This window comes from Stenotrophomonas sp. STK17_22, from assembly GCF_051983905.1.
GTDB classification, from domain to species: domain Bacteria; phylum Pseudomonadota; class Gammaproteobacteria; order Xanthomonadales; family Xanthomonadaceae; genus Stenotrophomonas; species Stenotrophomonas maltophilia_A.
This window is the reverse complement of record NZ_CP197010.1, coordinates 3,569,825-3,582,431: the sequence shown is the minus strand read 5'-3', so window position 1 is coordinate 3,582,431 and position 12,607 is coordinate 3,569,825. Positions and strand designations below refer to the sequence as shown.

Genomic DNA, 12,607 nt, shown 5'->3' with positions numbered 1-12,607 from the left:
GAAGCTGGGTGTGCCGACCAAGGTCGGCAGCTATCGGAAGCTGGGTGTGCCGACCAAGGTCGGCACCCACGTCAGGCAGTCGAGGCCTTTTCCCGGCGCAGCAGTTCGCGCTTGCGCGCTACGCCCCAGGCATAGCCGGACAGGTCGCCATCGCGGCGCACCACGCGGTGGCAGGGCACGGCCACCGCCAACGGATTGCTTGCGCATGCGCGTGCGACGGCACGGCTTGAGCGCGGCGCGCCGATACGCGCGGCGATATCCGCATACGAGGTAGTGTGCCCGCGCGGAATCTGCTGCAGTGCCTGCCACACCCGTTGCTGGAACGCGGTGCCACGGATGTCCAGCGGCAGCGTGGCGCCCCGCGAAGGATCCTCGACCATGCCTACGACCTGTGCCACCAGTTGCTCGTAGCCCTGGTCGGCGCCGACCAGTTCGGCTTGGCGGAAGCGTTGCTGCAACGACTGCAGCAGTGTCTCCGGATCGTCGCCGAGCAGGATCGCGACCACGCCGGTCCCGCTGCTGGCCACCAGCACGCTGCCCAGTGAGCTTTCGGCAAGCGCGAAGTGGATGACTTCGCCGCGCCCCCCTGCGCGCCATTGCTTGGGCGTCATGCCCAGCAACTTCGGTGCGTTCTCGTAGAAGCGTCCACTGGATCCGAAGCCAGCATCGTGGAAGGCGTCGGTGATGCGTTCCTGTTGTTCCAGCCCGGTGCGCAGGCGGTCGGCGCGCAGCGCGGCGGCGTACTGCTTGGGGGTCAGCCCGGTGGACTGCTTGAACAGGCGATGCAGGCGCGTCGGGCTGCAGCCAGCGATATCGGCCAGTTCCTGCAGCGAGGGTTCGTCGAGGCTGGTCTGCAGGTGGCGGCAGACCCGTTCGATGCGGTCATCGAGGGCGGTGGTGGCGGTACTGTCCATGGCCGGATTCTGGCACGTGCCGGTGCTGCGGAAACTCCGTTTCCTGCACTCACCTGTGAGGCCCGGAAACGGAGTGTTGGCGGGCCGAACGCACGGCATCGTGGCGGCCACTTCACAACCGGTACCACGACCATGCGCCTGAACAACAAGATCGCTCTCATCACCGGTGCCAGCGCCGGTATCGGCCGCGCCAGCGCGCTGCGCTTCGCCGCCGAAGGAGCAAAGCTGGTGCTCAACGCACGGCGGCCGGAGCCGCTGCAGGCGCTGGCCGAGCAGATTCGCGCTGCCGGTGGCGAAGCCGTGGTGCATGCCGCCGACGTGGCCAACCCGGGCACGGCGCAGGCGCTGGTCGATCTGGCCCAGCAGTCATTCGGCGGCCTGGACATCGCGCTCAACAATGCCGGCATGCTCGGCCCGGGCGTGCCGGCGGCGGAGTTTCCGGTGGATGCCTGGCGCGAGGTGATGGCCACCAATCTCGACGCCGCCTTCCATGCGGCACGCGCGCAGCTGCCGGCACTGCTGGCGCGCGGCGGCGGCTCGCTGGTGTTCGTTGGCACTTTCGTCGGCCACACCGTGGGATTCCCGGGCATGGCGGCCTATGCGTCAAGCAAGGCCGGGCTGATCGGCCTGAGCCAGGTGATCGCTGCCGAATACGGTGCGCGCGGTGTGCGCAGCAACGTACTGCTGCCCGGTGGCACCGATACGGAGATGGGCCGGCAGGCCGCACCGACCGGCGATGCCCGCGACTTCGTGCGCTCGTTGCACGCACTCAAGCGCCTCGCCGAGCCGGAGGAGATCGCCAATGCGGCGCTGTTCCTGGCCAGCGATGAGAGCAGTTTCGTTACGGGTACCGCGATGCGCGTGGAGGGTGGGGTGTCGATCACCCGTACCTGAGCGCGGTCACGTGCGTGGTGAGTAGCGAATGCCGCTGCTGGCCATGAAGCCTTTCGGATCGAAACGGGCCCAGGCTTCGCCCCAGTTGAACCGGGCTTGGCCGCCGCTCAGCTTGCGACCCAGCGCCGCACCCAGCGTGCGGCGCATGAAGGCGACTTCTGCATCGATTGCGGCCTGGGTCGGCCAGCCGTCTTCCAGTGCTGCACCGGGTAGATCGACCCCCATCGTCACCATGTCGAGCTGTTGTCCGAGGAAGCACAGGCTGATGCCAGCGGGCGCACCGCCTAGGCTGAGCCGGTGCAGGCTCAACCAGTGATAGCCGGTGCCGACATCACGCTCCCCACTTACCAAGGCGGTAAAGGCGATGCGCGCTTCATCCAGTGAGAGCGTGGGGCAGATCAAGGCCGGCAGATTGCCGAGCTGGATGCTGCCGTCGGTCGCATCGAGGCGCATCGGCACGGCGTGTGCTGCGTGCTGGGCAGAAGAGGGCATGGCATACCGGTGGGCGTGGTGCCTCGGATTCTGGCTGCACGGGGGCCGCAGCGGCAAGCCAGTGCCTGCACATGACGTTGGCACAGGACTGACCTGTGGCCCGGTCATGCTGAGGCGGCCTACGTGCTCGCTGGCATGCTGCCACAGGTCGATTGCCAAGACTCGATCACCGGGTGGAGGATGAGCGACGAAGCGGAGCGCTATCTCGTTGAGGCCGCCGCGTGGAACCATGGCGATGCCCGCGATGTGCTGGCCCGGCAGGCTTGCCGCAGCAAGTCCGGGTTGAACCGAGCATTGGAGGCGCGCATTGCAGAGCTGGCACATGACGGCGACTGACTCCTACAGAATCACCAGGCAGCCGGCCCCGAGCCGGTTGCCTACGGTCCACATCGACGCTGACAGGGCGGGCGCGTTTCGAGCCTTGGCGCGGCAGCAGGGCGTAACACCCACCGCAGCCCTTGCGGCACTGGTGAACACGCACGCCAAGGTCCGCGAGCCGTTCTCGGCCCGGGTTCGGGCCAAGGCCGGGCAGGGTAAGCGCTACAGCGATCTTCTTCCGGACCCGAAGGTTCCCAAGTCTCAAGCAGAGCTTCTGGCAGTAGATGCCAAGGCCGCTGGGATCACGCTGGGCGAGGCGCTGAGGCAGCTGGTGGACCGGTGCCTGAGGTATAGCCGGTAAGCAAGAGCGCAAGGTAGACGCAAGCCGAACTGCTCAACCATCTTGATTTCCCTGCGCAAAGTTGATGAAAGCAGGATTTCCCGCCCTTGCCGTGATGAATGAAGCATATCGAGTGGCGTGGGGGCTGACGACAGAGTCAGTCCTCTTCATAGATCTTCGTCAGAAGGGATCGCATATCTTCCTCTGAAGCCAAGGGATCGGCCGTTCCAATAAGCGCTTGGAGTTTGAGCAGATCTGGATGCTCCCCCGACTTTGAGATGAAGAAGCGATGCGACAACGCTGCAGATGCACTATTGATCTCCTTCAGTTGAGCCCAGGCGCTCTCTCCCTTCCGCACTGCGGCAATGCATCGCGTGGGGGAGACTGGGAGGTAGATCTGATCCAGCGGAGAATCTTCGTCAAAATCTCCGATGGGCAAGCGAGGTGAGCGATCAGCGCGAAAGCCGATTGCGGCGCAGTCCCCAAGAATGAACTCATCGCCTACGGATGCATTGATGACGGAAAAATCGTAAAGCTGGGTGAGAGAGGCCACTCGCTCCGGGATCGTCGGGTCATCTTCGAAGACTCTGCGGAAAGCTCTATCGGCCATTTGCGCGCTTTCATGATCCATGCGTGCAAAAAGCTCAGCAGCCAAGGCTCTCCCGTTGATCTGCATCTGGGCTATTATCTGCTCACGTCGCCTGTGCCACTCCTGTTAGCCGAGAAACTAGCTTTGCGCGCATCTCGCGAGGCATGGGGGGAAGTTTCTTCAGTTCCCCTTGGATGACTTCCTCAAGTTTGGACTTGTCGCTCCAGTAGGCTTCTATCTCCTGGCGTCTGATGCCGTGCGTCTGGATCAGTCCCGCCAGCTCGTTGATGAAAACTTTCACCGTGGTCTCGAGCGACTCTCGCATCTTCTTCGTTCTTACCGCAAGTGCAGCAACGAGCAGCGCCTGCTCACCTTGCGAAACGCTGGATGGGTTCTCGTTCAGCCGATTAAGTATCAGGGCGAGTCGGTTCTCGCTCTCCGTAACGTTGTCGTCAGCGCACGATTCTTCTGGATTTCCGTAGAAATCCCTTTCTTGCCCTAGGCCCATGGTGCTGGGCGCATAGCTCCGCGTGCTCTCGTGGGCGTGCACGTAGTCCTGCGTGCCGCTCGTTCGGTAGCGAAAGGTGCGTTGCAGGAATCGAGGGAGGTAATGCTGTCGTCGGCCGGCCATATCTCATCATGCTCCAACTTGGGAAGTTTGGCACCTGCCGAATAGCTGCCCTTAGGCGGGCGGATTTGCCCTTGCCTCTCGCAGCGGTACCCAGTGGCGTCGGATGTATAGGGAAAGCGTTGCCCATCTAGCCTGGCGGGCTGTTGAATGCTAGCTCCGCAGCTGCATGTCGCGGCCGCTCGGGTTAAGCTAAATACTCGGGATGTCCGGTCGGATCGGTCAGGTTAGCTTGGTGGCCGACGTGAAGATTTTTGGGTGCACGTTGGATGGTGCAATAAGGCCGGGGTGGTGGGATACAATGCGGCAATCCGGCAGGCTGATTCAGGGGATGGGCAGCGGAATGTGCAGCATGAGTGACGTTCGGCGGACACTTCAAGAAAGGAGTGCCGTTTGGGCTTACCAGCAGTTTCAGTTTGCTTATCCCGAACTGGAGTCGATCCTGCACGGCGAGGATGGTCGTTATGAAATCCACGTCGTGGGTCCTGTGGGCGATTGGGACGAGCTTTCCCGAATTTTTGATAGAGAGATTCGACCAATCACCGCCAATGTGAAGTTGGTGAGTGAGCCGCCCTCCCTTGAAAAGCTGAACATCTCGACCACAGCTGCTGACGACGCCTGGTTGATCAACGAGCCGATGACCCACCCCTGGATCAATGATCTGCTGAGCCTTGCTGCACCCGGTCTGCCTGCGGGAAATTTGGTGTTTAAGTTCGACCTTGATGGCTTCTTCTTTGAGCATCAAGGGTTGTCGAATGAGGAGCTGGCATCTGTAGATGCAGCGTACCGGAAACTTCAGTTGCCAGGGTCTTTGCGCTTCGCGCAGCTGTCCGCGTCTCCTACAAAGGAAGAAGTAGTTTCCGCCGCGGTCGCGCCTGAGAATTTTCTCGATCTGCCAGTCGTTCGACGGTTCAGGGCTTCATCTCAAGCTATCCGCGGGCTGGTTGAAGAAGATGAGGACTCTTGGCGAGAGTTCACCAGTTCCCGCAGTCAACAGCGGTTCTCCAGGAGCGAGTCGAGTCGTGAAAAGTTCTCGGTACTGTTCGGTGCAGATGATCTAAGTGACGTAAAGCTGGCTGAGCTATTGTGCATCTACGATGTCGTCAACATCGTGCCAACCTATGACCTGGGGTGGCTTGGTCGCCACGAGATTGACTTGGCTTCCTTTGAAGAGCTTGTCGGCATGGGGAGGATAAGGCTCGTACTGCCGGTGCCGGTCGCTCGTTATCCTTCGTCTCTGGTAGAGGCGGCCGTTGGAGCAAACAAGTCCTCGGTGATCCTGAGCCGGCGCCTGGCTTCGCTTACGGTGTCGCACGGGCAGCACAAGGATCCACTCCTGTATGGACCATTCAGTAACCAAGAGCGCATTGATCTCCTGCGAATGATTCAATCTGTCGGATCTTCGACTCCGTTGGCCCCTTTGGTCTCGGCCTACGGCAGGGTCCTTAGGCAACAGCATACCGCGTTGTTCCGTCATGGCGCGGTTGCGACCATGGAGTCCGGCTTTGGAGCACTGGTAGGGGAGTTGGTGCACGCGACACGCGGCGTCGATGCGCGCTTGGAGCTGAGCCACGCCGGCGCCATGGTCGAATGGGCGGCGTGCCTTGGTGCGACCTACTTGCCCCGCGAGTTTGCTGATTACGATGAGTCCGGCAATGCAACCACCATCGCCAACTACTTTAACCGGACGTCTGGAACGACTCCTGGACACGTCGCGGATCGAATGCATCGCGTCGTCGATGGCCTTCTAGCCCCGCGAGGCTTGTCAGCGTTGGAAGTGGCTCGGGGCACAACTGCCGAATCGTTCTGGAAGTTCCGCCGGGTGGCGCGCGGCCTATTGACGGCGGATATCGATCGAGAGGAGCTGAGTCAGGCGGTGAGAATGCTTAACGACGATGTCCGGTCCTTTGAGCGTCGGCGAGAGTTTCAAGCCAAGTACCACATAAGAACTACATTGACGGAACTGGTCACGCTTCCGCTTAACACCAAGATTGATTTGCTATTTCCGGGCGCGTCTTTCGTTGCTGCAAGCCTCGCTCGCATCTGCAAGACCGTGCTTAAGGACAGGGGGGTGTTTCCGAGTGAGGAGGGGCCTTGGGGAGACGTTGTGGATGCCATCCATGGGTTGGCTACGTGGACGTCACTGGATGCGGTCGTTATATCGAGAGCCCGTGACCGACTGAGGAATTGATTGCCGTGTGCGCAGAGGACGGGTGCTGCGGCGAACGAGCCTAGCCGGTGAATTTCCATTCCCTGGACTGCCTGGGCTGGCCCTGGCGCGTTCCAGTTACCCACTATGACATTGGAGTGGCGGTGGGGTTTCAAAGTAGGTGCCCGCTGGCTATGATCCGCCTGAGGACCACGGTAGGTCCATAGGTATTGGCATGGCGACGATCCAGGTTCATGCAGGGGATTTTGGTAAAGGAAAGGCCACATTGATGATGGGAGTCATCACGTTCGCGTGGCAGGCGGGGGATGGTTGGGCCGGGGGTTCGCTGCTCCTAAAGGACATTGAATCCGTGGATGTCGCTACGGAGGAAAGTGTTAAGCGGATAGGTGGAACAGTAGGGTGGGGCTTGGTGGGTGGTGCATTGCTGGGCCCGCTCGGGCTGCTCGCAGGGCTGCTGGCAGGTGGTCGGAGTAAGGACATCACGTTCGTGGCGAAGACCAAGGGAGGCAAGAAATTCCTAGCGACCACAGATTCGGCATCATTCAAAAAGATTGCCGCCGCCGCCTTTTGAGTTGTCTGAGTGATCTAATCATGTGCTAGGTGACCTCTGGTTCTTCAGCAGAGAGGCGTACCAGCATTTGTTCTTCCGTTCACAGGAGAGGTCTGCATGCTTGAGTTGTTCACTATCTCGTCGAAAACGCTTTGTTTCATTCTTTCCGCAGATCCGGCAAGTCTCAACGCAATTCAGGGTGCTATTCGACGTGCCCTCGAAGACGGAAATTCGCCAGACGAGCTGGAGGCAATGCGCCAGAGGGCGTGCCTTTCGGAACATTTGGGGACTTACTCAGTCAGCTCGGAAGGTCGGGCGCGGCGACTTTAGCCTTCCAGTAATCTGTTTTGCATGGTCGTTGAGGTGATACATGCAACGTCCTGGCGGCCTGCTGTATGCGTGGCAGGCCGTGGGTAGGTCGCGCTGGTCCCTTTCGGATCCTATTCTTGTCGCGCCAAGTTCAAGCCTAGTTGCCTTACCTCATCGCTCCAAGCCCGGTAGTCATCCAGCGGCATAGGGGCCTCCAAGCCACGCTCCACCCGTTCCAGGTATCTGCCCTTCCGGGCCATCGCCCCTCGATACAACAACTCGGCTTCTTCCAGTCTATCCGCCCGCTTCGCGGCCCGCAGCTGGGCTAGCCGACGAACCGAATCCGGGTTCGTGGATAGCACACGGGGAGCATGAGGAAGAGGCGGACCGCCTGTCAGGGGAACCCGCTTGTTGTTGCTCACTACGTCACGGACCAGGTGGTGCCAGCACTCCCGCCAGTCCTCTGCACCGACCGGGCCACCGCCTGGCACGTCCAACGGCGCGACGATCCCATGGGCCTCAATGAGCGCCCAAACCGCCCCTAGGAAGGCTCCCGCCGGCAGGCGCAGGAGGTGGGTGTGGTCCTCCGCCAGCACCTCACCCCCATCCCGCATTCGCAACGCCAGCAGGGCCTCGCCCAGTGCTAGGGCATCGCCCGCACGGGTGCTCCAGCCAACTACGCACACTCGCTCACCATCGACCATCCCAGCCCACGCATGGACCCGGAACCGGGGCTTGTTGAAACGAGAAGTTAGGTGGTCCAGCACGCGGCCCCTCTTCGCATGGCGGCTGAGTGGGGTGAAGTGGTTCTCGGCATACAGCAACGCCGACCTACGGCGTTCTAGCAGCAGGGCCGCTCGGTCAGTGGGCGCTGTCGCTTGCCACTCTGACCAGCTCACCAAATCGCGAAGGCCCTTTGCAGCAGCGCAGGTTCGGCAGGCAGGCGCCCAGTTCTCGCTGACTTGGGCTGGACCACCCAGTTGTGGCGGCACCAGTGCTACGGCTTGCCAAGCACGGCCACTGGTGCCCTCCAGAGGGGCGGAGCAGAACGCGCAGCACGAACCAAACTCTGCCAGCAGCGCTTTGCGGTTCCAGCGCTGTGAGAACTTGCGCGCGGGGGCTTCGGCACGGGCAACGGCTTCAAGGAACGGGACGGTATCAAACACCGCATGCCCCCACGCCGTTCAAAACTGCTTTCGTCCCCCGACTTCGCAACGCGACGAGAGCGGCCCGGCAGTGGCTTGAGAAAGATTTGACTAAAACGACCTGGCGGGCCTCTGGGAGCATCCTCGCACCAGGCAGCCAGTTCCCCAGTCCCCGCACTGGCAAATGGCAGAAAGCCCGCCAGTGCCCCTCCCTGCGCTGAGCAAGGTGGTGGCTTTCGGTAACGCTGACCCGGCTAAAACGCAACTCCAAAAACCCTTGAAGAAGACCGCAACCGTTTGGGTGCCGTCTGAGTTGTTGGTGACTTCGACGTTCTTGCCCGCCTTTGCTGTCGAACCCGAGCCGGTCCCGGCGGTTCCGTCCACGCCATCGTTGCCGGCAGGCCCCTGCGCTCCTGGTTGCCCTTTCAAGCTTGCCAGCCAATCTTGTTCATTGCCCTGGAAGCCGTTGGCCAGCGCCACCTCGTAGGCGCTTAGCCCATCGACACCACGCGGGCCCGGGGTACCCGTGCCGCTGCCTGGGTTTTGCTCAAGGGAAGTCACGCGTCCATCTAGGTCGTCCAAAGCGGCTCCCACGGTTTGATGAGTGGCCCCGCTCCGGAACTGATAAATCGGCGCTACAAAGTTCCCATTAACGAACGTGGCACCACCGCCAAGCGCTTGTGCGGCCTGACGGACCTGCCCGAGGTTCGCTACATCGGTGTCGGACGTCCCGGCCCGCACGTTGGTAATCCGGCGGGAGCTCTGGCCTCCGCCCTCAGAAGTGGCGCCTACGCTGACTTCGTCGCTGGCCCAGCAACGGCTATTGGAGCCCAAGGCGACGCAATCCTACGCCCGTGACTCGGCCCCGACGCCCACCGCCACAGACTGGCGTGCATCGGCGACGGCAGAGGAACCAAGGGCAACAGCGTGATCGGCGTTGGCCTGGGCCAAGTTGCCTTGTGCGATCGAAGCGTTGCCTCGCGACCTGCTGAAATAGCCTATCGACATCGACAGGTCTCCACTTGCTTGTGACTGAACACCGACCACTAAGGAGTGGACGCCGGTAGCCGCGGATTGGGTTCCCAGTGCGATCGCCGCTTCACCGCTGGCGTAGCTCAACGTGCCAGTGGCTACCGCGTTCGCCGCTTCACCGCTGGCGTAGCTCAACGTGCCAGTGGCTACCGCGTTGACGGCCGTCGCATTTGCGCCCTGGCCCGTGGCGATGGAGTTCACGCCGGAAGCTTGCGCGTTTGTTCCTGAGGCAATCGCGTTGTCTGCGGAGGCGCTGGCTTGAACGCCGGTTGCAATCGCCCCGTCGCCGGACGCATTGGCGTATGCGCCCGTTGCAGTGGCATTCGGACCTGAAGCTTGTGCGTATTCCCCGGTGGCGGTGGAGTTGGGGCCTGAAGCGGTAGCCCCGGTTCCTGTGGCGGTTTGAGCAAACGATGGGGAGGAAAGCAACGTGGCTCCCATCAAAGCCGTTAAGATCGAAATGCGAAGCGACGACATGAAAACCCTCCCCACTATGAGTTGATACTTAACCCATAGCAGGGGATTTCATTTGCGCAAGGCGATCAGGCGATCTTTCTCAAGCTGTTAGGAAAGGTCGCAGAACAAACCCGCTCCGGGATAGCCAAGCTCCATGCGTAGCGGTTTTCATTGCTCCACAGCAAGCACTCGGTTGCCATGCCGGCAGGGCACCACTGCGGTGTCAGGGCTAGGGCCAGGGCGTACGGCGCGGGTTTGCCAATGACGGGAGCAAACGGGCGGCGCGGCTTTCCGTTTCGGTGGGCCCACTTCGCCTGGACGCATTCGGCCCTGAGCTCGACGTGGGGGTAGTCCTTCGGACTGGTCCACCGGCCTCCCCAGTTCAACCCGACCATTTCTGACAGCTCGCCGAACCGAAAGTAGCCGGCCATCACATGCGGATCGCCCAGGTCCCAGCTGGGCTGCCCGTTGACGAACACGGCTGCATCCAGTGCCAGACCAAAGTTATGGCAACTGCTGTAGGCACCAACGGTGGTGACGCCAGAAGCTGAAGCGAGGAGCGCAGCCTGTCGCTCTGGCGAACGGTAGCCCTCAAGTGGGCGCACGTCGAACCCTTCCACAGCAAGCTGGGCTTGGACGGCTTCCACCTTTTCCCTCAAAGCAGGAGAGACCCCTTTCCAAACCCGGCCACTCTTCGGATGGAAGAATCGGTGGATAGCGCCATGCGATTTTGGGGGTTGGTAAGCCCAGGCGGAGAACGGCTTGGGTTTGGGTTCGACGGTCGAACACCCAGCCAAGGCCAGACAAGCCAGAGCAGCGGCGATTGTAAAGCGGAGTTGCATGCTGTCCTCCCAGAAAGATCATTGGATGCTTTCAGGGGTAGTGGATTTCTAGGAAGGCGCAAGCAAGCTAAAAGAAAGCCCCCGAACAACCGGGGGAGGAGGCCTGTTGCCGAGGGCTTAGAGAGGCCCGGGACTAAAGTCCCAGCCTCGTTGCAAGGCATAGCATGCAAAGATTGAAAGTCAATCTGGGAAGCTATGCCGCGATCACCACGATGTCGCCTGCCATAGAGGCATCGTTTACGGCATCGATATCGAAGTGATCGACCCCGAGGAGATCGGCTTGATATGTCAGGGCTGGGATGGTCTGCTTTCCGCTCTCAATGAACGAAACTACTTGGCCCAGCTGGTCTTCGGTAATGCGGAAGGAAAGGTCTCGATCAGAAGTCAGTGCCTTGACGCGGTTTCCGTTGAGCTCATCAAGGTCTTGTGCGAGGTTGTGAAGAGTTTCTTGGCCGCGCTTGCGAGCACCCACCTTGGTTTGAACTTGGGCGAGGAACAGCCCAAGGTTTACCAAGCGGTCTTGGAGCACCTGGATGTCAATCAGGCGGTCCAGGTTGCTTGCTGCTTTGACGGCGTGGCGCTGCAACACCAGCTTGGTGAACTGGTATTGCTCATGGAAGTCCTGAATCTTGTGCTTGAGGAGCTCGATATCGTTCTCCTCAAAGTGCTGCTCGCAGGCGAGCACCAGGCCACGAAACCTCGCCTCATCCATCAGCAAACTGCGTTCGTGGGCTTCGCTGACCATTTGAAGTGTTTGAGCGATGCCGGCTGACTGCGCTTCGATCTGGCCGCTGATCTTGTTCAGCTTCCTGCAAACGATGACGAAGCCCGCGGTCGTGACGGCCAGATTCAAGCCGGCCATGGCGAGGTTGGCCATCTGTAGTGCTTGAAGTGAACCCATGCTCTGTTGGAGGACATCCATGCCGCCCTGAAGGTTGCCCATGCTGTGTTGCATGGCGGCCTGCAGTTGGGAAATGCTCTGCTGGGCCTGCTGCGGGTCGCCTGGGAATACAAGGTGCGCGGCGATCTGGCCCCCCTTTCCAGTTCCCGCGGCGTATCGCACCACGCCTCCAAAAACGTTTAGCTCTCCAGAGGCGATACGCACAAGGATGTCTTGAAGCTTGGGCAGGTCACGCGCCAGCTCTGCATTGGTCAAAGACATGCTTTCAGCCTCTCAGAATAGTGTTGGAAATCGGCGTCAATGCGCTTGCGACGAATTTTGGCGATCTGAAGGACAGCAGGGACTGTAATGCGGAATGCTGGGCCTGTCGCTTCGTAGAGTGAGTACCCCGCAGCCCCAACCGCGACAGGGCCCGCGACAAACGACGCCGCACGAGCGCTCAAAGCGGATGCAAAGCCTGCGACCCCGCCAGCGGAGGCCAAGCCTGCTGCCGTCCCTGCGTTCTGAACTAGTTGTTGCACTACCTTGTCGATGACCGAGTTGGGCGTGGTCTCGCCGGCGCCCTCTGCAGTTGCATCGTCGGGCGAATATTTCCCGATGGCTCCCACAAGGGCCAACTCTTCGAGAGCATAGACGTCGGCGTCCTCTGGGATCTTGCCAACCAGCTTTTTAGCAACGTCTTTGGCCAGCTCCGAGTATTCGACCCCGGAGGACCGGTAGGTGTTCATTAGAGTGTTGCCGCCGAAGGCGCAGATCTCCTTTTCCAGCACATCAGCAATCGACTGAAGGCTCCCCGCGGCCTTTCGATCAACGATGAGCGCCTTGATGCCAGAGTCGAGCGCTAGCCGTCCCTTGCCGTAGTCGGTGATCAAGTCAGCCAGGACGTCCAGATCTTCACTGCCGGCTTGAGAAAGAAGCTCGGCCAATGGCCGGTTTCGTGGAACGCTGAAATCCATGTTTTCCCCCGTATGGGTTGCCTAACCCGTCTGTCTCTTGGCGTCAGGGCTTTATCTACAATCGGCCCTTC

Annotated in this window: 12 protein-coding genes; 4 read left to right on the top strand and 8 right to left on the bottom strand. The window is 61.0% G+C overall.

What is annotated here, in order from left to right:
• Positions 1-71 precede the first annotated feature (71 nt).
• Positions 72-914: a bifunctional transcriptional activator/DNA repair enzyme AdaA gene (locus ACSYS9_RS16775; protein WP_071229679.1), complete on the bottom strand. Its 843-nt coding sequence runs from the start codon at positions 912-914 to the stop codon at positions 72-74.
• Positions 915-1,046: 132 nt separating this feature from the next.
• Here ACSYS9_RS16775 and ACSYS9_RS16770 point away from each other — a divergent pair, with 132 nt between their 5' ends.
• On the top strand, positions 1,047-1,808 hold the full coding sequence (locus ACSYS9_RS16770) for an SDR family oxidoreductase (protein WP_032130300.1): 762 nt from the start codon (positions 1,047-1,049) through the stop codon (positions 1,806-1,808).
• Between the two features lie 6 nt (positions 1,809-1,814).
• Here ACSYS9_RS16770 and ACSYS9_RS16765 read toward each other — a convergent pair whose 3' ends face one another.
• A complete protein-coding gene (locus tag ACSYS9_RS16765; RefSeq protein WP_049423886.1) occupies positions 1,815-2,300 on the bottom strand; it encodes a hypothetical protein in 486 nt (161 codons plus the stop codon).
• Positions 2,301-2,480: 180 nt separating this feature from the next.
• Here ACSYS9_RS16765 and ACSYS9_RS16760 point away from each other — a divergent pair, with 180 nt between their 5' ends.
• Positions 2,481-2,636 carry a hypothetical protein gene (locus tag ACSYS9_RS16760; protein ID WP_177179536.1) on the top strand — a complete coding sequence of 52 codons (156 nt, stop codon included), beginning with the start codon at positions 2,481-2,483 and terminating at the stop codon, positions 2,634-2,636.
• Positions 2,637-3,115: 479 nt separating this feature from the next.
• Here ACSYS9_RS16760 and ACSYS9_RS16755 read toward each other — a convergent pair whose 3' ends face one another.
• Together ACSYS9_RS16755 and ACSYS9_RS16750 are read right to left on the bottom strand one after the other, a co-directional pair.
• A complete protein-coding gene (locus ACSYS9_RS16755; protein WP_440568224.1) occupies positions 3,116-3,634 on the bottom strand; it encodes a hypothetical protein in 519 nt (172 codons plus the stop codon).
• 16 nt (positions 3,635-3,650) lie between these two features.
• A complete protein-coding gene (locus tag ACSYS9_RS16750) occupies positions 3,651-4,097 on the bottom strand; it encodes a hypothetical protein (RefSeq protein ID WP_440568222.1) in 447 nt (148 codons plus the stop codon).
• A 430-nt stretch (positions 4,098-4,527) separates the two neighbouring features.
• Between ACSYS9_RS16750 and ACSYS9_RS16745 the strand changes: the two genes are divergently transcribed.
• Both ACSYS9_RS16745 and ACSYS9_RS16740 read left to right on the top strand, forming a co-directional pair.
• Positions 4,528-6,366 carry a hypothetical protein gene (locus tag ACSYS9_RS16745; protein ID WP_177179537.1) on the top strand — a complete coding sequence of 613 codons (1,839 nt, stop codon included), beginning with the start codon at positions 4,528-4,530 and terminating at the stop codon, positions 6,364-6,366.
• Positions 6,367-6,559: 193 nt separating this feature from the next.
• The gene (locus ACSYS9_RS16740; RefSeq protein WP_071229684.1) at positions 6,560-6,916 is read left to right on the top strand and encodes a hypothetical protein; all 357 of its coding nucleotides are present in this window, start codon (positions 6,560-6,562) and stop codon (positions 6,914-6,916) included.
• Positions 6,917-9,195: 2,279 nt separating this feature from the next.
• Here ACSYS9_RS16740 and ACSYS9_RS16735 read toward each other — a convergent pair.
• The 4 genes from ACSYS9_RS16735 to ACSYS9_RS16720 form a co-directional block, all read right to left on the bottom strand.
• Positions 9,196-9,858, bottom strand: a complete 663-nt coding sequence (locus ACSYS9_RS16735) for a hypothetical protein (RefSeq protein WP_143048266.1) — start codon at positions 9,856-9,858, stop codon at positions 9,196-9,198.
• A 65-nt stretch (positions 9,859-9,923) separates the two neighbouring features.
• On the bottom strand, positions 9,924-10,679 hold the full coding sequence (locus ACSYS9_RS16730) for a M15 family metallopeptidase (protein WP_081352370.1): 756 nt from the start codon (positions 10,677-10,679) through the stop codon (positions 9,924-9,926).
• A 193-nt stretch (positions 10,680-10,872) separates the two neighbouring features.
• Positions 10,873-11,841, bottom strand: a complete 969-nt coding sequence (locus ACSYS9_RS16725) for a hypothetical protein (RefSeq protein WP_071229688.1) — start codon at positions 11,839-11,841, stop codon at positions 10,873-10,875.
• Complete coding sequence (locus ACSYS9_RS16720; RefSeq protein ID WP_143048267.1) at positions 11,832-12,536, bottom strand: hypothetical protein; 705 nt, start codon at positions 12,534-12,536, stop codon at positions 11,832-11,834. The genes ACSYS9_RS16725 and ACSYS9_RS16720 overlap by 10 nt, the downstream gene beginning before the upstream one ends.
• Between the last annotated feature and the right edge of the window lie 71 nt (positions 12,537-12,607).